This is a genomic window from Devosia rhodophyticola (assembly GCF_028816475.1).
GTDB lineage: Bacteria > Pseudomonadota > Alphaproteobacteria > Rhizobiales > Devosiaceae > Devosia > Devosia rhodophyticola.
On the sequence record NZ_CP118247.1, the window covers coordinates 2,100,001 to 2,118,251 of the forward strand.

Sequence of the window (18,251 nt, forward strand, 5' to 3'; positions counted from 1 at the left end):
TGACTTGTTCCTAGGGGTGAAAGGCCAATCAAACTCGGAAATAGCTGGTTCTCCGCGAAAGATATTTAGGTATCGCCTCGAGCGAATACTCTGGGGGGTAGAGCACTGGATGGGCTAGGGGGTCTCACCGACTTACCAAACCTAACCAAACTCCGAATACCCAGAAGTACTACTCGGGAGACAGACGGCGGGTGCTAAGGTCCGTCGTCAAAAGGGAAACAGCCCTAACCTACAGCTAAGGTCCCCAAGTGATAGTTAAGTGGGAAAGCATGTGGGATTGCTTAGACAACCAGGAGGTTGGCTTAGAAGCAGCCATCCTTTAAAGATAGCGTAACAGCTCACTGGTCAAGCGATCCTGCGGCGAAGATGTAACGGGTCTAAAACTATCCACCGAAGCTTAGGGTTTACAACTTTGTTGTAAGCGGTAGCGGAGCGTTCCGTAAGCCTGCGAAGCGGTACCTGTGAGGGGCCGTGGAGGTATCGGAAGTGCGAATGATGACATGAGTAGCGACAAAAAGTGTGAGAGACACTTTCGCCGAAAGTCCAAGGGTTCCTGCGCAATGCTAATCAGCGCAGGGTTAGTCGGCCCCTAAGGTGAGGCAGAAATGCGTAGCCGATGGGAATCACGTTAATATTCGTGAACCAGATGGTAGTGACGGATCGCGCAGGTTCGTATCCCCTTAACGGATTGGGGGTGCGATGAGCCGGTTCCAGGAAATAGCTCCATCGACATTGACCGTACCCTAAACCGACACAGGTGGACTGGTAGAGTATACCAAGGCGCTTGAGAGAACTATACTGAAGGAACTCGGCAAATTGCATGCGTAACTTCGGGATAAGCATGACTCATGCGAGGGCAACCTTGTATGAGTGGCACAAAATTGGGGGTGGCGACTGTTTACTAAAAACACAGGGCTCTGCGAAGTTGCAAAACGACGTATAGGGTCTGACGCCTGCCCGGTGCCGGAAGGTTAAAAGGAGAGGTGCAAGCCTTGAATTGAAGCCCCGGTAAACGGCGGCCGTAACTATAACGGTCCTAAGGTAGCGAAATTCCTTGTCGGGTAAGTTCCGACCTGCACGAATGGCGTAACGACTTCCCCACTGTCTCCAGTATAGACTCAGCGAAATTGAATTCCCCGTGAAGATGCGGGGTTCCTGCGGTCAGACGGAAAGACCCCATGCACCTTTACTATAGCTTTACGCTGGCATTTGTGTCGGCATGTGCAGGATAGGTGGTAGGCTTTGAAGCAGGAACGCCAGTTTCTGTGGAGCCAAAAGATGAGATACCACCCTTATCGTCATAGATGTCTAACCGCGGCATAACAGTGTCCGGGACAGCGTATGGTGGGTAGTTTGACTGGGGCGGTCGCCTCCCAAAGAGTAACGGAGGCGCGCGATGGTGGGCTCAGACCGGTCGGAAATCGGTCGACGAGTGCAATGGCATAAGCCTGCCTGACTGCGAGACTGACAAGTCGAGCAGAGACGAAAGTCGGTCATAGTGATCCGGTGGTCCCGCGTGGAAGGGCCATCGCTCAACGAATAAAAGGTACGCTGGGGATAACAGGCTGATAATGCCCAAGAGTCCATATCGACGGCATTGTTTGGCACCTCGATGTCGGCTCATCACATCCTGGGGCTGGAGCAGGTCCCAAGGGTATGGCTGTTCGCCATTTAAAGTGGTACGTGAGCTGGGTTTAGAACGTCGTGAGACAGTTCGGTCCCTATCTGCCGTGGGTGTAGGAATATTGAGAAGAGCTGACCCTAGTACGAGAGGACCGGGTTGGACGAACCTCTGGTGGACCTGTTGTGGCGCCAGCCGCATTGCAGGGTAGCTAAGTTCGGACGGGATAACCGCTGAAAGCATCTAAGCGGGAAGCCTCCTTCAAAACTAGTATTCCCTTGAGAGCCGTGGAAGACCACCACGTCGATAGGCCGGGTGTGGAAGCGTAGCAATATGTGAAGCTTACCGGTACTAATAGCTCGATTGGCTTGATCGTTCTCATTAATCAATGCTCGTAACGGCCTTGCCGTTACGATCTCTCTGCCTCACGGGTCAAAGACCCGCCGGCGGGGCGGCCAAAAAGTTGGCCGGGGTCGTTCGCTGCGCTCCTCCGGGAGCGCTGATGAAAAACCTGATACGCATTGTCGAAAACATCGGTCACAAAAAACACCAGACCAACGCTTCTTGCATGGGAAAGCGTGGTCCAAATATTTAACCAGAATTTACGCCAGCTGTTTTTCGCCGATCTGGTGGTTTTTGCGCGGTGCTCAAAACCCGATCCCATCCCGAACTCGACCGTTAAACACTGCTGCGCCGATGGTACTAAGTCTTAAGGCTTGGGAGAGTAGGTCGCCGCCAGGTCTGCCAAAAACAGCTCAGTCTCTTTACAATCTCGAAACAACAAAACCCCCGCACTAATCGTGCGGGGTTTTTTTGTACCCAAAATATCCACAAATCGAGCGCCAAACCCACCGCAAGCCCACCCCGCCAAGCCATAAATGCGTCAAGCGGCACCCGCTCCAACACCGCCGACAGCCTGCTGGCGGTATATCGACCCGTCAAAAGCAATCCAACCTGTTCGAAAGCTGCTGATGGCCGCCTAGCTGCGGCGGGCGCTGCTTCCTGGGCCAGGCACGGAAACTATTCGCCAAAGTACTTTCTGTTCAAATCACCCAGCAGGCCGTCTTCGTGAGCGCCAACTACTTCCACTGTTAGTGCCTTGCGCAGGGCAATGTCGGGCGACAAGCCGAAGGCATATTTGTCGGGATGGAAGACATTGCCCACAACCGACAGCGGCAGTTCGGGATGGATATGGGCATAATATTCGAGCACGGGCTTGTCGCCAATCAAGGCATCAATTTTGCCATCAGTCAGCGCGTTTGCCAACTCGGTCATGCCGGTAAAGGGCACCGAGTTTAGGTTTGCCGCCTGAATAAAGCTCTGGGCTGTGCTGCCCTGGGCGACGCCGATGGTCTTTCCAGCCAAATCATCAAGGCTGTGAATGTGATTGTTGAGGGAAAGCGTGGTCATAACGCTGGTGATGCTAGAAGTCACATAGGCGAAAACGGCGATACCGCAAACCAGCCATATGCCTTGCCAGAAACGGCCGAGCCATCCGAAGAGATTTTTGCGGGAGGGAGGCCGACCAGAGGTCGCGATCGACATAACCGTATAAAAGCTTTCCGCCAGTCCGGCAGGCCAATGTCTGGGAAAGTTCTTGTCAAACCGGCGGTCAAAGAAGGTGAAGCCGACAGTTGCCAATACGATCACCAACGCAAGCCAGCCATAGGCCTGCAAATAACCTGAATCGCGCAGTCCCGCCCATAGGCCCGCAAGGCCCGGCCCCTGATCCTCATTGACCATAATGCGCAGGCCGGCATCGAACCAGGGTTGGGTGAAATCAATGCGGGCGGCACGGTCTTCGGTGACGGTCAAATTGGTCACGGCGACGTTGACCTGATTTGCCGCTGTCGCGTCGACCAGATCACTCAGCCTTTCAAAAGGCTTGTATTCATATTCGAGATTGAGGTTTTGGGCGAATGACTGCCATAGATCAATCGCCATGCCGGTGACCTGATCGCCATCAATCATGACGAAGGGCGGACTTTCGTAAACCCCAACTGTTAGTCGTGGACCGGATTGGGGCGCTCCATCTGTTGGGGTTGTTGTTTGGGCCAGCGTGGCGTTGATACTGATCAGGCTTATGATGAGTGAAACGCAAATGAGTGCGAAAGCACGGATTGGTATCGGAACATAAATCATGGTTCACCGACTATAGGGGTGGCAGGATATTGGCGCTGCTATTGCCAGAAAATGCAGTCCTGTCATGCAAGGGCGGCTGCCACCAATGCGTGAGCGTGAAGTTCGGTTGTGTCATAGGTTGGCAATGGGCTGATGTCGTCATTGATCAGCATGCCGATCTCGGTGCACCCCAGAATGACAGCCTGGGCACCGCGTTGCTGCAGGCGAGCGATAGCGCTGACATAGGTTTGGCGCGATTGGGGCGTAACCACGCCACGGCACAGTTCGTTGTAAATGATGGCATTGAGATTGGTGCGATCAACATCCGGTATCATTACCTCCAGCCCTTGGGCGATCAACCGATTGCGATAAAAATCCATCTCCATGGTGAAGCTAGTGCCTAAAAGACCAATTGTATCAAAGCCATCGGCAAGCAAGGCTGCGGCCGTTGGCTCTGCAATATGGATAAAGGGTGTGTTCAGGTCGGCCTGAATGGCGTCTGCCACAATATGCATGGTGTTGGTGGCGAGACCCAGTATTTGAGCGCCTGCGTCAACCAGACCGCCTGCCACGCCATGCAGAATCTGACCCGCCCTGTCCCATTCGCCAGCGTCCTGTAGCGCGGCGATTTCGGCGAAATCGAGCGAATGGATAATCAGTGGTGCGGAATGCAGCCCGCCCCGTCGCCGGGCAGTTTCCTGATTGAGCACCCGGTAATAATGGGCGGTTGATTCCCAGCTCATGCCCCCGATCAAACCGATGGTTTTCATGGCCTACACATGCGTAAAGCGCTGTGGAATGTCGGCGAAGGCGACGGCGACCTTTTCGTAGGCGTCCTTCTTGAATGGCACGATCAATTGCGGGGTACGGCTCAGTTTTTCCCAACGCCAGGCGTCAAACTCAGCCGGATGTTTGCCGCCGCCTGGGGTGATGACGTCGATCTCGGCTTCGTTGCCGGTGAAAGCGAAGGCAAACCAACGTTGCCGCTGGCCGCGGTATTTGCCCTTAAGGCCAATCCCGAGGGCGTCGTCGGGCAGATCGTAATGGATCCACTCAGGGGCTTCGGCCAGAAGGCTGACACTGGTGATATTGGTTTCTTCGTGCAACTCGCGCAGGGCCGCCTTTAGCGCGTCCTCACCTTTGTCGATACCACCCTGAGGCATTTGCCAGGGCGCCCCGGCTTCGGCGCTATCCTCGGGGTCCGTTTCTGGCATGCGGCGGCCGATGAAGACATTTCCCTGGGCGTTGAACACGGCAATGCCGACACAATCGCGATAGGGCATGGTTTCGCGGTCGAGTTTGGTGGGCATGGGAAAACTTTCTATTGCATCAGGGCGGAGGCTGGCACCAGCACGAAGCCCTTATTGGCAAGGTCACGTGACCATTCTGAGACGGTGCGGATCGAGATGGGCAGGGCGCTGATGATGCCAATGGCACTGCCGCTTTGTTTGGCCTTGGTTTCAAGTGCGGTGAGCGCGGCTTCGATCGGCTCGCGGGCCGGGTTGTCATCGATCAACATGTCGGCGCGGGCAAACGGTACCTTGTTGCTGGCTGCCAGTTGTGGTGCGATTGAACGATTGGAGGAGCCATCGTCAAGATAACCAAGGCCGCGGGTGCCCAACTCTTCCATTACCGGCGAAAAATCTCCACCGGAGGCGGTAAAGCGGGCGCCCATATTGTTGATGACGCCGACATAACCACCGAACCGGGCCATGAGCCAAAAGAGCTTATCGAGATTGGCGCGAGGGGATTCGCCGGTCAAAAGTGTCTGGGGACCGGGATCATTGGTGGGATAGTCGAAAGGCTCGAGCGGAATTTCGAGAAAAATCTCGTGCCCACTGTTCTGGGCCGCCGACACGGTTGATTTGAGAGCCTTGCCATAGGGGGCAAAGGCAAGAGTGGTGCCGGGCGGCAGCGCCTCGATGGCGTCCATGGTGCCGCTCTCGTTGATCCCCAAACCCGAAACAATAATGGCAATTTTGGGTTTGCCGGTGGCAGCAGCCGTGTCATATGGGGCGGCATAGGCGGCAAACGGGGTGACGCCAGTGGCCGACTTTCGCGGTATTGGGCCGTCTTTTGTTTCTTCGCTAAGATCAGGCAGTACACCGGTTCTGGCTTGCTCGGCGGCGGCCTGGACCTGCTGAGCCGGAAACTGCTGGGGATCGGCGGTAATAGTTATTGGCCCGTCAATGGGGCGTTCGGCCAGTGTGCTGGCAACGGCGCTGCCCTCGCGCGTGGCGCTGACCGATGCTTCAGCAACCGGCCGCCCGCCATCAGGATCATCAACCAGCACCAGACGCATCGCAAAGGCAAGGCCGAGCAGCAACACCATGCCGATAAGGATACGGCCAAGCGGAAAATGGCGTTTAGCCATCTGGCGGCGTTTTCTGCGCCCGGGCAGGGGTGTGCTTAAATTGTCCGCCATCGTTTCAGACCGCTCTGGCTGTGACGCAAAAAATGGGGGCGAAGTGGCGAATCAACCGCTTCGCCCCGCTGATTTTTTATATCACACTCATCGACCCGTGTCGGCGGGGTCTATTTGGCTGCCTGCTCGGTTGGGTGAGGTGGGAAGGCTGGGTCAGTCTCCTCGCCATCAATCAGGCGAATGGCATATTGGAGCTGGGTATCGTCGGCTTTTTCGGGCGGCACATAGACCGAGGAGCCAACCGACGTTTCCTTTTGCCCATCAATCTTGATGTGTCCGGCCAGACCGGCCTCACCGATAATCTCATCCTTGCCTTTGAGTTCGTCGGGAACATTTTGCAGCACGGTAATATCGGGCTGAATACCCAGTGCCTGAATGGAGCGGTTATCGGGGGTGTAATAACGCGCCGTGGTCAGACGCATGGCCCCATCGGCACCCAGTGAAATGATCGACTGCACCGAGCCTTTGCCGAACGAGCGGGTGCCAACAAGGGTCGCGCGCTTATGGTCCTGCAGGGCGCCGGCGACGATTTCGGAAGCCGAGGCCGAGCCGCCATTGATCAATACGACCAGCGGCACATTGGTCAGTTCCTTGTCGAGCGCATCGGGGGCCGCATCATAGCGGGCGCTATCCTGTGGGCCGCGTCCGCGCGTCAGCACGATGGCACCCTGCTTGAGGAAGGCGTCGGCCACATAGACCGCCTGATCAACCAGACCACCGGGATTGTTGCGCAGGTCCAGAATAATGCCTTTGGGGGGGACGTCCTTGCGTTCCTTGTAGATGCCGTCAACGGCTTTTTGAATGCCGATGAACGCCTGCTCGGAGAAGCGTGACAAACGAACTACCGCCACATCGCCTTCCATCGACCAGCGCACAGCGCGCATGGCAATGGTGTCGCGGGTCAGCGTGAATTCGAGCGGATCGGAAACGCCTTCACGCACCACGGTCAGGGTAATCTTGGTGCCAATGGCGCCGCGCATCTTGCCCACGGCATCGTCCAGCGACATGCCCTGGACTTCCTCGCCGTCGAGCTTAACGATCAGATCGTTTGACAACATGCCAGCGCGTGAGGCCGGTGAATCATCGATGGGAGATACGACCTTGATGACCCCGTCTTCCTGCGTCACTTCAATGCCAAGGCCGCCAAATTCGCCTGAGGTATCTTCGCGCATGTCCTGATAGTCGGCAGGCGGCAGATAGTTGGAATGAGGATCAAGCGAGGTGAGCATGCCCTGAATGGCGGCGCGCACCAGTTCCTTTTCGTCCGGTGGGTCGACATATTCAGCGCGAATGCGGTCAAAGATTTCGCCAAAGAGAGCAAGGTCGGAATAGACCTCCTTAGGGTCGCGCGGCTGGGCCGGGGCCGTGCTGGTATCGGGCGTTTCTACCGGGGCCGGCTTTTCCTGAGCGATCAGGACGGTTGCCGGCACGAGTAGCGCCAATCCTAGTATGGCGGCGCGGATCTTGGTCAAACGCATCTGGGTTTATCCACTTTGTGTCGTGTTCGAAGGGGGCGCCCACCAGCCGGTGGGGTCAATAGGCGCATTGTCTTTTCGCAGCTCAATATAAAGGGTCGGCTGGGAGTTGCCAGCACTGGTCGTGATGGTTCGGCCAATTGTGCGTGATCCCATGGTACCGATCGGTTCGCCCATCAGGACAAATTGGCCGATGGTTGCGGTCACCTTTTCCAGTCCTGCCAAAAGCACAGTATAATTCTGGCCGGTATTGATAATGACGATTTGGCCATAATTGAGGTAAGGGCCGGTATAAAGCACCCAGCCATCGGCGGGTGCAACCACCTGGGCATCGGCGCGGGTCACGACCGAGGTGCCATGAGCAATACCGCCAAAGCCGTCGCTGGCGCCATATTCGCGCACATCCACGCCGTTGGCGGGCATGTTCAGATAGCCGCGAGCGGCGGAAAAAGGGATGGCCGGTTCGGTGCGGGCGGTGTTGGCCAGCGCCATCTTGATGGCTGCGGTCGACAGAGTGACGGTTTCGCCCGCAGGGCTTGTTGTGGCGGCAGCGTTGACCGCCTCATTGACGCTGGTCATGCGTTCGCCCAGTTTGTCGATCAGTTCCTTGAGGGTCTTGGCGCGTGTTGCCAGTTCGATGGCGGCCTGTTCCTCGGCGCGCAATTCGTCAGTCATCACCGAAACGCCCTGCTTACGCGCCAGGATCAGGGTGGCGATGCGCAATTGCTCTTCTTCGAGCACGGCATGATTGGCCTTGAGCAGTTGCTCTTCTTTCTGGGCTTCCTGCTTGATTTCTGTCAGGTGCTTGAGATCGGCAGAAACCGCTTCTGCCTTGGCGCGCAGTTGGGGGGCAATCGAGGCGATCAGCATGGCGCTGCGGGCCGAGCCCAGAGCATCGGCGGGATCAACGATCAATGCCGGGGGCGGATTGAGTGAAATGCGTTGCAGGGCCGCCAACACATTGGCGATCTCGGTATCGGCGCCATCAAGGCGCCCCCGTACTTCAAATTCCTGCACAATCAGGTCGTTGAGACGGGTTTCAACGTCAGCAACTTCAATTTCCGCAAGTTTGACCCGCTGCCCGGCGGCGATCAGCGCGGCATTTTGCCTGGTGCGATCCCCTTCCATATCGGCAATTTCGCGCTTGAGCGCGTCCACACGATCCTGGCTAAGGGATATGGATTTTTCCACCTGCTCGAGCGCGTCTTCGCGTTCGGCTTCGGTCTGGCTGCTGGTTTGGTTGGGTTGTGCTTCGGCGTTTTCGCTTGCGGCGTCCGAGGGGGCGGCATTTTCTTCGGTGGGAAGGGCCGGTTCGTTGGCCGAAGGGGTTGTTTCGGTTTCGGAGGATGTCACGTCCTGCGCGTAAAGGGGACCGGACAGGCAAAGGCCTAGCACCACGCCTGCCGCCAAGAGTCCCAATCGCGTGTTGGCGCGCCCCGACATTCCTGCTCCCATTGTCCTGCTGGTCCCGACCGGGGCCGATAAGCGAATCATTTGCCCGCAGTCTAGCAAGGGGCGGACAAATCCGAGGTTAATAAGTCTTAACCATGACTCGTTGTCCCTATTTTCAATCGCCGCGATGATAGGGGTGCCCGGAAAGAATGGTGGTGGTGCGGTATAATTGTTCGGCCAGCATAATGCGCACCAGTTGATGGGGCCAGGTTAGCGGGGAAAATGACAGGGTCAGATCGGCGGCTTTGACAAAGTCAGGGGCAAGCCCGTCGGCGCCACCGATGACAAAACTTGCATGGGCACGCCCATCGTCCCGCCAACGGGCGACAAGGTTGGAAAAGTCTGGTGATCCGAGGGACTTACCGCGTTCATCGAGCGCCACCACAATGCCATCGGGCAAGGCGGTCCTGAGGTTTTTCGCCTCTTCGTTTTTGCGTGACGCAGCGCTTGAGGCGCGGGATTCCGTCAGTTCGATCACATCAAACCCGGTCAGCCCCAGAGGCCGTCCGCTGGCCATGGCGCGCGAAAGGTAGCGATCCACCAGTTCACGCTCCGGGCCGGCCTTCATGCGGCCGACTGCCGCAACAGAAATTTTCATGCGCCAATGCCGATCATCGTATTGGATGATTGATCGGCGGCGCATGGATCATGGGCGATATTGAACAAAATGCCGGTATTCACGAAGGTTCTAAATGGCTCAGTGCGCGTCTTCGGCAAATTCGGCCTGCCACATCTTTTCGATGTTGTAGAACTCACGCACTTCGGGCCGGAAGATATGAACGATGACGTCGCCTGCATCGACCAGCACCCAATCGCAATGGGGCAGTCCTTCAATACGCGGCTTGGTGTAACCGGCTTCGCGCAATGCCTTGACCAACTGATCAGCGACAGCCCCGACATGGCGCTGCGAACGCCCGGAGGTCACAACCATATGGTCGCTCAACGAGGACTTGCCGGTGATATCAACAGCAATGGTCTGCTCGGCCTTGGCATCGTCAAGGCTTGCTAGCACGACATCGATCATTGGACGTTCCGGGGTTGCTTGCGCGGTTTCCGAAGCTTGTTCGGTGGGAGTTTTTGTGGGCATCTGGGCCATCAATATTGGCCCCGTGCCCACGCCTGTACAGCATGGGTCATGCGTTTGTGCAGCATCCTTGGTTGTTTATCCGAATGGGCGCGCGTCGTTTCAAATGACAAGCGGTCAATCCCGGTCCTGGTGACTATGATCACACCTCGTCAATATGCGCTTTTTTGCCAAATCGCGCAAGGTGGGGCTACGCTATTTCGTCGCCGTTGCGTGACGGCGGGCGCGGATGGCAGAGGAGGAGAGGTTTGACTGGCGCCCGTGCAGATAGACCCAGGCAGGGGATTTCTGCAAGGCGAGCGCGGTTGCGTCAGTCTCATCGATCCGATAGCGCTCGAGCGCTTCGGCGGCGCGGGAGGCGGGGGCAAGTCGGGCCGATCCGGGGCGCACATAAATGGCAACCGGCACCATATTGGCAATATCGCGCCAGCGCTGCCAATGATGAAATCCCACCATATTGTCCGCGCCCATGATCCAGACAAAGTGCCGGTCGGGCAGGGTCTGGGTCAGGAAACGAATGGTTTGATAGGAATAGGTAAAGCCTTTTGCCGCCTCAAAGCCGGTGACCTTGATTTTTGGATGGGTCATCACCTTGCGTGCGCCATCGACCCGCTGGGCCAGTGGGGCCAGATCAGCGTGGTTCTTAAGCGGATTGCCCGGCGTTACCAAAACCCAAAGCGCATCGAGCCCCAGCCGGATCAACGCCTGTTCGGCTACCAGCAGATGGCCGCTATGGGCCGGATTAAAACTGCCGCCAAACAGGCCGATGCGCATGCCTGCCCCGGAGGGCGGCAGTTGGGTTATGCCGTTGAGGTGTACGGGCGCCAATCGCTGGTTCAAGGGCGGGTTTGCCCCGAGCCGGTGACGCGATAGTTGAAGCTGGTCAATTGCTCGACCCCTACTGGACCGCGTGCATGCATCTTGCCGGTGGCAATACCGATTTCGCCGCCAAAACCAAATTCGCCGCCGTCGGCAAACTGGGTCGAGGCATTGTGCATCAAAATGGCGCTGTCGATGCGATTGAAGAATTGTTCGACCGCCGCTGGATCCTCGGTGATGATTGCCTCGGTATGGTGGCTGGAATAATGCTCGATATGGGCGATCGCCGCCTCAATGTCGGGCACGATCCTGACAGCGATGATCGCGTCTTCATATTCAGTTTGCCAATCGGTATCGTTGGCTGGCTTGGCGGTTTTGACATGTTGGCGCACGGTTTCATCGCCGCGAATTTCGCAGCCTTTGGCGACAAGCGCTGCGATGATCGGGGCGAGATGGGTATCGACCACATCCTGATGAACCAAAAGGGTTTCGGCTGCGCCGCAAATGCCGGTGCGGCGCATCTTGGCGTTGAGCGTCACATTGACCGCCATATCGAGATCGGCGCTCTTGTCGATATAGACGTGCACCAGCCCCTCGAGATGGGCAAAGACCGGCACTCGCGCTTCGGCCTGCACCCGCCCAACCAGCGACTTGCCGCCCCGCGGCACGATCACATCAATATTGCCGCCAAGCCCAGCCAACATTTCGCCAACAGCGGCGCGGTCGGTGGTGGGCACCAGCTGAATGGCCTCGACCGGCAAACCGGCCAGATGCAGGCCATCCCACAGGCATTCGACAATGGCGCGCGAGGAAAATGTGCTGTCCGAGCCACCGCGCAGGATCACCGCATTGCCCGACTTGAGACACAGCGCCCCAGCGTCGGCGGTGACATTGGGGCGCGATTCAAAGATCACCCCAATAACCCCAAGTGGTGTCCGGACGCGCTTGATATGCAAGCCGTTGGGGCGATCCCATTCGGCCATGGTCTGGCCAATCGGATCGGGCAGTTCGCCTATGGTGCGCAGGCCCTCGACAATGGCGTCGATGCGCGCGTCGGTCAGCATTAGCCGGTCGAGAAATGCAGCGGTGATGCCCTTGGTTTTCGCCGCTTCCATGTCTTTGGCGTTGGCGGCCAGAATTTCGGCGCGTCGGGCATTGATGACAGCAGCTCCCCCCATCAGGGCGCGGGTTTTCTGCTCGGAGGAAGCACTGGCCAGCTGGCGCGCGGCCTGACGGGCGGCAATGCCCAACTCGGCCATCATTGCCTTGAGTTCACCTTTTGCCACTACGTTCACTCTGCCTCTCCATTTTTGCCCGATACCATAACCATATTATCGCGATGGACTAGTTCTGAACGGCTACCAGCGCCCAATATTGCCAAAACAGCGGCGCTGCGCTTGCCTTTGACCTCCAGGGCATCGGTGCTATTGAGTCCTGACAGGCCACGGGCAATTTCATGGCCGTTGCCATCAACAATGGCAATAGTATCGCCACGCTCGAAGATACCGTTGACGCCGGTAACCCCAATAGGCAGCAGCGAACGCCCGGCATGCAGGGCCCGCTCGGCACCCGCATCAATGCTGATGCTGCCCGCAACCCCCAGCGCGCCCATGATCCAGCGCTTGCGGGCCTGGGCCCGACCGGGAACAGCGTGAAACAGGGTATGGCGGGCCCCTTCGATCAAGGCTTTGAGGGGATGCTGTTCGGTGCCTTTGGCAATGATCATGGCGGTTCCGGCCAGCGTTGCAATCTTGCCCGCTTCGATCTTGGTGGTCATGCCGCCGCGCGACAAATGGCTGGCGGCGCCTCCCGCCATGGCTTCAATGACGGGGGTAATGCTGGCCACTTCCGGCAAATGGGCGGCGTCAGGATTCTGGGCAGGCGGGGCGGTATATAGCCCATCAATGTCCGAGAGCAGGATCAGGCAGTCGGCCTCGATCATGGTGGCAACGCGGGCCGAGAGTCGATCATTGTCGCCATAGCGAATTTCGGCCGTCGCAACGCTGTCATTCTCATTGATAATTGGCACCGCCCCCAGTGACAAGAGCGTCGCGATCGTGGTGCGGGCGTTGAGAAAATAGCGCCGCTCTTCGGTTATGTTGGGTGTCAATAGGATCTGGCCAGTCACGATCTGATGCTGGCCCAATGCATCGGCCCAGGCTTGGCCGAGGGCAATCTGCCCGGCGCTGGCGGCGGCCTGACTTTGCTCGAGCGACAGGCTCATGGCGTTCAATCCCAAAAGCCTGCGTCCCAGCGCAATGGCGCCCGAGGAAACGATGACGATCTCGGCGCCATTTGCCTTGAGCGCGGCAATGTCGCTGGCAAGGCTTTTGAGCCATACCGCGCGCTGCTTGCCGGTCGCTGAATCGACCAACAGGGCAGAGCCAATCTTGATGGTAATGCGGCTGAAGGGCGAAAGGGCGTTGGTCATTTCGAGATCTTTTGTTGGCGCTACGCGCCGGTCATGGGGCCCAACCGGGTGTGGTCTGGCGCCGAAGCGCCTCGGCTTTTGCGGCCTTGGTTGCATCAAGCGTTTCAATAACGCCATAAAGTACCTGATCGACACCCTTTCCGGTCACGCCGGAAACCTGCAACACATTCTGTCTGCTCAGTTTCTTGAGCAGTTTGACCTTGGCTGCAAGCTCTTCAGGGGCAATCGCATCGACCTTGTTGAGCACGACAAGCTCAGGCTTTTCGCCCAATTGGACGTTGTAAGTGCTCAATTCGGTGCGAATGGTTTTATAGGCGTGTTCGATATCGTCCTGGGTACCATCAATGAGATGGATCAAAACGCCACAGCGCTCGATATGGCCCAAAAAGCGGTCGCCAATACCTGCCCCTTCGCTGGCCCCTTCGATCAGACCCGGAATGTCAGCCAGTACGAAATCGCGCTCGCCAATGCTGACCACACCCAGATTGGGGTGCAGCGTTGTAAAGGGATAGTCGGCAATCTTGGGCTTGGCGGCGGATACTGCCGCCAGAAACGTTGATTTTCCCGCATTGGGCAGCCCAACCAGGCCTGCGTCAGCGATCAGTTTGAGGCGCAGCCACACCCATTTTTCAACACCCGGCAGGCCGGGATTGGCGTGGCGCGGAGCCTGGTTCGAGCTGGTCTTGAAATGAGCATTGCCAAAGCCGCCATTGCCGCCGCTCAGCATGACAAGACGCTGACCCACCTCGGTCATGTCGGCGATCAGGGTTTCATTGTCATCTTCAAAAATCTGGGTACCAACGGGCACGCGCAGAACGGCGTCCTCACCGTGGGCGCCAGCGCGATCCTTGCCCATGCCATGGGTGCCGGTCTTGGCCTTGAAATGTTGCTGATAGCGATAGTCGATCAGGGTGTTGAGCCCATCGACGCACTCGATCACCACATCGCCGCCGCGGCCACCATTGCCGCCATTGGGGCCGCCGAATTCGACGAATTTTTCGCGCAGGAACGAGACGGCGCCGCCGCCGCCATCGCCGGATCGGACATAGACCTTGGCCTGATCAAGGAATTTCATGAGTGTTTGTCCATCCATTGGGCGCGGGTCAACTGTGTGTCGATATGCTCCACCTCTCTGCCGCGCGCAAGAGACAGAACAGAAGAGCGGCCGGTTTCGGTAAATCCGAACTTGGCCTGAATGGCGAGCGACGCCAGATTGAAGACAAAGACACCAGAAAGCACCTTGTCGGCATCGCTGGTATTGAAAAACCAGCCAAGGGCGGCCGTCACCGCCTCGGTCATGATGCCGCGTCCCCAAAACGGCGTGCCTAGCCAATAGCCGATTATGATGCCGTTGTCGCCCCGATGAAAGCCGACCTGCCCGGCGTAGCCTTCATCTGCCAGCTCAATGGCAAAATTGGTTTCTTCAGGCGGCAGGTCGGGACGGCGACTGCGCAACCAGGCCCTTGCATCGCCCATCCGGTAGGGAAAGGGTACGCGTGCCAGATTGCTGGCAACCGCATAGTCACTCAGAAACAAGGTGATCCGCTCAGCGTCGTCATTGGCGGGCAGGCGCAGCGTGAGCCGGGGCGTCGTCAAGATCGGGCTCATGGTGCGGCACGCGGTATCGATTCGTGATATTGCGCATCGTCAAAAAATGTCTGATGCAGCAATATCATGGTCTGGCCCTTTAAGGGGCCGTCGGGCTCGGGCGCCTCACCGACGATGGAAAAGCCGACCTTTTCAAGCACATGGATCGAGCCAATATTGCTATGCAACGCGCGCGAACGGAGCGCCGGTATCTGCCCGGTGTCGCGTGCGGCCGTGACCAGAGCGCGCGCTGCCTCGGTGCCATAGCCAAAACCCCAATAGGGCTGACCTAGCCAATAACCGAGTTCGGGTACATCGGCGTCGCTGAAACGAAGGCTGGTGACGCCAATGACCTGGCCCTTGAGGCAAATGCAATAGGCCCATTCGCCATCGGCGCGGGCCAGATGATCAATAAAAAAATGCGCGTCGCTGAGTAGATAGGGAAAGGGCAGGCGGGTCAGCACCCGATTGACCTGATAATTGTTCGCCAATTCCGCAATATCGGGGGCATGTGCCGACGCAGGCGCTGCCAGGGTCAGTCGCTCGGTATTTATGGTTTTGGGCAGCAATGTTTCGGGTTCGGACTGGGTCATTTCATTTTCTGGAAGCGGTCGGATATTTGGTGAGCCGTTGTTCGTTCGTCGGGACTGGTTTGCGGATTTGAACTGGTTCCCCATGCGGTGGTCGAACTGTTCTGAAAACAGCCCTGAACGCGAAAGGGGAACCGGCGGACCGGTTCCCCTGAAATTTGATCTGGCTCTTGCGCCTTGCCGGGGAACTGGTCACCGGCCGCGCTGGAGCACGCCGGTTTATTCGGCTGCCTGTGCCGGCTCGACCGAAATATAAACCTTGGAGTTGGCGCGGGTGCGGAAGGAAACCTTGCCGTCAACCAGTGCAAAAATCGTGTGATCCTTGCCCAGACCAACGCCGGTTCCGGGATGCCATTTGGTGCCGCGCTGACGGATCAGGATGTTGCCGGCAATAACGCTTTCGCCACCAAACTTCTTGACGCCAAGACGTCGACCGGCGGTATCGCGACCGTTGCGGGATGAACCGCCTGCTTTTTTATGTGCCATGGTGCTTCTTCCTTATTTCTTATCGGCCTTGGCGCGGGGCGCCTTGCCAGCCAACAGTTCCTTGGCCTGATCAATCCATTCTTCGCGCTCGATCCGGCCCTTGAAGCTCAGGACGTCGTCATATTTTGCGACATCTTCAGCGGTCCAGGCTGCGATCTGGGCGAGGCTGGTGATACCGGCTTCGTTCAGCTTCTTTTCAAGCGCCGGGCCAACGCCACCGATCAGCTTGATGTCGTCAACAACATCAGCCTTGGCAGCCTTTTTGGCCGCTGGAGCCTTGGCTTGGCTGGCAGCTTCAGCCTTTGGCGCTTCGGCCTTTGGAGCAGCTGCCTTGGGCGCTGCGGCCTTTTTGGCCGGCTTGGCTTCGGCGGCTGGCTTTGCTTCAGCAGCGGGCTTGGCCGCAGCCTTGAGATTTGGCTTGGCGCCACCGGTCAGGATTTCGGTGATGCGCACGGTCGACAGCAGTTGGCGGTGGCCATTGCGACGACGATAATTGTGGCGACGGTTCTTCTTGAAGATGATGACGGTTTTCTGCTTGCGGGTCTCCACCAGCTCAGCGGCAACCAGTGCGCCCTCAACCAGAGGGGCACCAACTTCGTCGCCAACCATCAAAACCTGATCGAACGTTACGATCGAGCCGATTTCAGCGTCGAGTTTTTCAATCTTGAGAACATCGTCGGCGGCAACTTTATACTGTTTGCCACCAGTCTTGATCACTGCAAAAGTCATTCATTGTACCGCACGCGTCAAACGTGTCGGTCCCATTTTGTCGCGCTTTGTGGCGCCGCAGCAATGCCCCGGGACAATGTCCCAATCTGCGGACTTCAAGATGCAGCCAGTATAACCGGCGGGCAGCCTCAAGCAGCGGTTTTCAAACCAAAGAAGCGCGCCGGAATAGCTCCGGTGCGCGTACTGGTGCGGCTTATCAGGGCAAATGCGCCAAGAGTCAAGGCTCGCCGGGGAATTTACGCCTTGTTTGGATACCAATCGCGTAGCCGAACTTCGCTGGCATCCCCCACCATTCCCTCAAGGATCGACAGATCGCTATCGCCGTAATGATAGGGATAGATGATCTTGGGCTTGAAGGTATTAATCGCCTCGCCGGCCTGTTCCACCGTCATGGTATAGGGCAGGTTCATGGGCAGGAAGGCGACATCAATATTTTCCAGCGCCAGCATGTCTGGTGTGGGTTCGGTGTCCCCCGCCACGTAAATGATCTTGTCGCCAAATTTGAGCAGATAGCCATTGCCGACGCCGGGCGGGTGATATTTGGTTCGATCAGGCGTGGTATTGAAAGCGGATATGGCGGCAATCGAAAGCCCGTTGAGCATGCCTTCGTCGCCGTTGGTCATGGCGGTCGCATTGGCCTTGAGCGCCTCGGGCATCTTGTCAAAAACGTCCTGATTGGCAATTAGCGGAACGCCACCCGCAGCGATGACTTCAAGCGTGGGCACGTCAAAATGATCGCCGTGGCCATGGGTGATGACAATGGCGGTTGGGGCGGGTAGGTCGGCATAGCGTTCGGCACCACCCACCGGGTCGGCATATATCACCTGATCTCTCCATCCCAGCAGCAGCGAAGCATGATCAACCGGATGGATCGTTAGGTCGCCGTCGCTGGTTTCAATGATATCGCCTTCAAGCATGGTCTCACCTGACTGGGCAAATGTATGGGAAACAAACGGGGCGAAACTGGCAAATGGTAGTGCGGATAGTCCCGCAATGACGTGGCGTCGTTGGGTCATGAAAAGTTCCTTTCATGGGGCAAGAGCGCAGCAATCATCATGACAGCCTCTCCCAAATGAGGCGACTAACGAACGCGTTACCGTCACGGTTAGCGCGACGCTAACGTTTGTGCCGTTGATTTGTGCAGATGCTGGCACAAATTGGCGCTTAAAAAACGCCTTCCGCCATATTGCAGCCGCCGCCCCGCTATGCCATAAGCCCGCTGTTCGACCGGGCCCGCACTGTTTTGTAGGCCATCGACCTCGCGGAGAGGTGGCAGAGTGGCCGAATGCACCGCACTCGAAATGCGGCATGGGGGTGACTCCATCGGGGGTTCGAATCCCTCCCTCTCCGCCAGCTTACCTTTTTTGATGATTTGAATGGGTCGCCTTGGGCGGCCTTTTTTTGTTTGTTTTGCTGGGTTTTTGCGCGTTC

The 18,251-nt window shown here is 57.5% G+C and carries 17 protein-coding genes, 1 tRNA gene and 2 rRNA genes (1 of these 20 running past the window's edge); 3 read left to right on the top strand and 17 right to left on the bottom strand.

The genetic code is table 11. The features are described 5' to 3' along the window. A 23S ribosomal RNA gene (locus PSQ90_RS10360) occupies window positions 1–1,997 on the top strand; it begins 725 nt to the left of the window's first position. 249 nt (window positions 1,998–2,246) lie between these two features. Then, window positions 2,247–2,362 (top strand): 5S ribosomal RNA (gene rrf, locus PSQ90_RS10365). A 279-nt stretch (window positions 2,363–2,641) separates the two neighbouring features. Here the strand turns inward: rrf and PSQ90_RS10370 are convergent. From PSQ90_RS10370 to PSQ90_RS10450, 17 genes are all read right to left on the bottom strand, one after another. Then, the gene (locus tag PSQ90_RS10370) at window positions 2,642–3,763 is read right to left on the bottom strand and encodes a transporter substrate-binding domain-containing protein (protein WP_282210242.1); all 1,122 of its coding nucleotides are present in this window, start codon (window positions 3,761–3,763) and stop codon (window positions 2,642–2,644) included. A gap of 62 nt (window positions 3,764–3,825) precedes the next feature. Next, window positions 3,826–4,512, bottom strand: coding sequence for an aspartate/glutamate racemase family protein (locus PSQ90_RS10375; protein WP_282210243.1), 687 nt, complete (start codon window positions 4,510–4,512; stop codon window positions 3,826–3,828). 3 nt (window positions 4,513–4,515) lie between these two features. Next, window positions 4,516–5,052, bottom strand: coding sequence for an RNA pyrophosphohydrolase (locus PSQ90_RS10380; RefSeq protein WP_282210244.1), 537 nt, complete (start codon window positions 5,050–5,052; stop codon window positions 4,516–4,518). Between the two features lie 11 nt (window positions 5,053–5,063). After that, the gene (locus PSQ90_RS10385) at window positions 5,064–6,116 is read right to left on the bottom strand and encodes a divergent polysaccharide deacetylase family protein (protein WP_282210245.1); all 1,053 of its coding nucleotides are present in this window, start codon (window positions 6,114–6,116) and stop codon (window positions 5,064–5,066) included. Between the two features lie 161 nt (window positions 6,117–6,277). Then, entirely contained in the window at window positions 6,278–7,645 is a 1,368-nt protein-coding gene (locus PSQ90_RS10390; protein ID WP_282210246.1) for a S41 family peptidase, read from the bottom strand. Window positions 7,646–7,651: 6 nt separating this feature from the next. Next, complete coding sequence (locus PSQ90_RS10395; protein ID WP_282210247.1) at window positions 7,652–9,085, bottom strand: murein hydrolase activator EnvC family protein; 1,434 nt, start codon at window positions 9,083–9,085, stop codon at window positions 7,652–7,654. 124 nt (window positions 9,086–9,209) lie between these two features. Continuing rightward, complete coding sequence (gene rlmH / locus PSQ90_RS10400; RefSeq protein ID WP_282210248.1) at window positions 9,210–9,692, bottom strand: 23S rRNA (pseudouridine(1915)-N(3))-methyltransferase RlmH; 483 nt, start codon at window positions 9,690–9,692, stop codon at window positions 9,210–9,212. A gap of 99 nt (window positions 9,693–9,791) precedes the next feature. Then, window positions 9,792–10,118, bottom strand: coding sequence for a ribosome silencing factor (rsfS, locus tag PSQ90_RS10405; RefSeq protein ID WP_282210249.1), 327 nt, complete (start codon window positions 10,116–10,118; stop codon window positions 9,792–9,794). Window positions 10,119–10,373: 255 nt separating this feature from the next. Continuing rightward, window positions 10,374–11,018, bottom strand: coding sequence for a nicotinate-nucleotide adenylyltransferase (locus PSQ90_RS10410; RefSeq protein WP_282210250.1), 645 nt, complete (start codon window positions 11,016–11,018; stop codon window positions 10,374–10,376). Continuing rightward, window positions 11,015–12,256, bottom strand: a complete 1,242-nt coding sequence (locus tag PSQ90_RS10415; RefSeq protein ID WP_282213031.1) for a glutamate-5-semialdehyde dehydrogenase — start codon at window positions 12,254–12,256, stop codon at window positions 11,015–11,017. The genes PSQ90_RS10410 and PSQ90_RS10415 overlap by 4 nt, the downstream gene beginning before the upstream one ends. A gap of 32 nt (window positions 12,257–12,288) precedes the next feature. Next, a complete protein-coding gene (gene proB / locus PSQ90_RS10420) occupies window positions 12,289–13,428 on the bottom strand; it encodes a glutamate 5-kinase (protein ID WP_282210251.1) in 1,140 nt (379 codons plus the stop codon). A gap of 31 nt (window positions 13,429–13,459) precedes the next feature. Then, complete coding sequence (obgE, locus tag PSQ90_RS10425; RefSeq protein ID WP_282210252.1) at window positions 13,460–14,503, bottom strand: GTPase ObgE; 1,044 nt, start codon at window positions 14,501–14,503, stop codon at window positions 13,460–13,462. Further along, complete coding sequence (locus PSQ90_RS10430; protein WP_282210253.1) at window positions 14,500–15,036, bottom strand: GNAT family N-acetyltransferase; 537 nt, start codon at window positions 15,034–15,036, stop codon at window positions 14,500–14,502. The genes obgE and PSQ90_RS10430 overlap by 4 nt, the downstream gene beginning before the upstream one ends. Further along, entirely contained in the window at window positions 15,033–15,608 is a 576-nt protein-coding gene (locus PSQ90_RS10435; protein WP_282210254.1) for a GNAT family N-acetyltransferase, read from the bottom strand. Before PSQ90_RS10435 ends, PSQ90_RS10430 begins: the two co-directional genes overlap by 4 nt. A 216-nt stretch (window positions 15,609–15,824) precedes the next feature. Further along, complete coding sequence (gene rpmA, locus PSQ90_RS10440) at window positions 15,825–16,091, bottom strand: 50S ribosomal protein L27 (RefSeq protein WP_282210255.1); 267 nt, start codon at window positions 16,089–16,091, stop codon at window positions 15,825–15,827. A 12-nt stretch (window positions 16,092–16,103) separates the two neighbouring features. Next, entirely contained in the window at window positions 16,104–16,820 is a 717-nt protein-coding gene (locus tag PSQ90_RS10445) for a 50S ribosomal protein L21 (protein ID WP_282210256.1), read from the bottom strand. A gap of 236 nt (window positions 16,821–17,056) precedes the next feature. After that, on the bottom strand, window positions 17,057–17,836 hold the full coding sequence (locus PSQ90_RS10450) for an MBL fold metallo-hydrolase (RefSeq protein ID WP_282210257.1): 780 nt from the start codon (window positions 17,834–17,836) through the stop codon (window positions 17,057–17,059). 247 nt (window positions 17,837–18,083) lie between these two features. Here PSQ90_RS10450 and PSQ90_RS10455 point away from each other — a divergent pair. Beyond that, a tRNA-Ser gene (locus PSQ90_RS10455) sits at window positions 18,084–18,173 on the top strand. Window positions 18,174–18,251: the final 78 nt, after the last annotated feature.

Bases quoted from the DNA above. Each gene is read 5' to 3' on its own strand.
- PSQ90_RS10375 (WP_282210243.1), bottom strand. From the start codon at position 4,512: ATGAAAACCATCGGTTTGATCGGGGGCATGAGCTGGGAATCAACCGCC.
- PSQ90_RS10370 (WP_282210242.1), bottom strand. From the start codon at position 3,763: ATGATTTATGTTCCGATACCAATCCGTGCTTTCGCACTCATTTGCGTT.
- PSQ90_RS10435 (WP_282210254.1), bottom strand. From the start codon at position 15,608: ATGACCCAGTCCGAACCCGAAACATTGCTGCCCAAAACCATAAATACC.
- rsfS (WP_282210249.1), bottom strand. From the start codon at position 10,118: ATGATCGATGTCGTGCTAGCAAGCCTTGACGATGCCAAGGCCGAGCAG.
- PSQ90_RS10430 (WP_282210253.1), bottom strand. From the start codon at position 15,036: ATGAGCCCGATCTTGACGACGCCCCGGCTCACGCTGCGCCTGCCCGCC.
- PSQ90_RS10450 (WP_282210257.1), bottom strand. From the start codon at position 17,836: ATGACCCAACGACGCCACGTCATTGCGGGACTATCCGCACTACCATTT.
- rlmH (WP_282210248.1), bottom strand. From the start codon at position 9,692: ATGAAAATTTCTGTTGCGGCAGTCGGCCGCATGAAGGCCGGCCCGGAG.
- proB (WP_282210251.1), bottom strand. From the start codon at position 13,428: ATGACCAACGCCCTTTCGCCCTTCAGCCGCATTACCATCAAGATTGGC.
- PSQ90_RS10415 (WP_282213031.1), bottom strand. From the start codon at position 12,256: ATGGCCGAGTTGGGCATTGCCGCCCGTCAGGCCGCGCGCCAGCTGGCC.
- PSQ90_RS10445 (WP_282210256.1), bottom strand. From the start codon at position 16,820: ATGACTTTTGCAGTGATCAAGACTGGTGGCAAACAGTATAAAGTTGCC.
- PSQ90_RS10380 (WP_282210244.1), bottom strand. From the start codon at position 5,052: ATGCCCACCAAACTCGACCGCGAAACCATGCCCTATCGCGATTGTGTC.
- PSQ90_RS10385 (WP_282210245.1), bottom strand. From the start codon at position 6,116: ATGGCTAAACGCCATTTTCCGCTTGGCCGTATCCTTATCGGCATGGTG.
- PSQ90_RS10395 (WP_282210247.1), bottom strand. From the start codon at position 9,085: ATGTCGGGGCGCGCCAACACGCGATTGGGACTCTTGGCGGCAGGCGTG.
- PSQ90_RS10390 (WP_282210246.1), bottom strand. From the start codon at position 7,645: ATGCGTTTGACCAAGATCCGCGCCGCCATACTAGGATTGGCGCTACTC.
- obgE (WP_282210252.1), bottom strand. From the start codon at position 14,503: ATGAAATTCCTTGATCAGGCCAAGGTCTATGTCCGATCCGGCGATGGC.
- rpmA (WP_282210255.1), bottom strand. From the start codon at position 16,091: ATGGCACATAAAAAAGCAGGCGGTTCATCCCGCAACGGTCGCGATACC.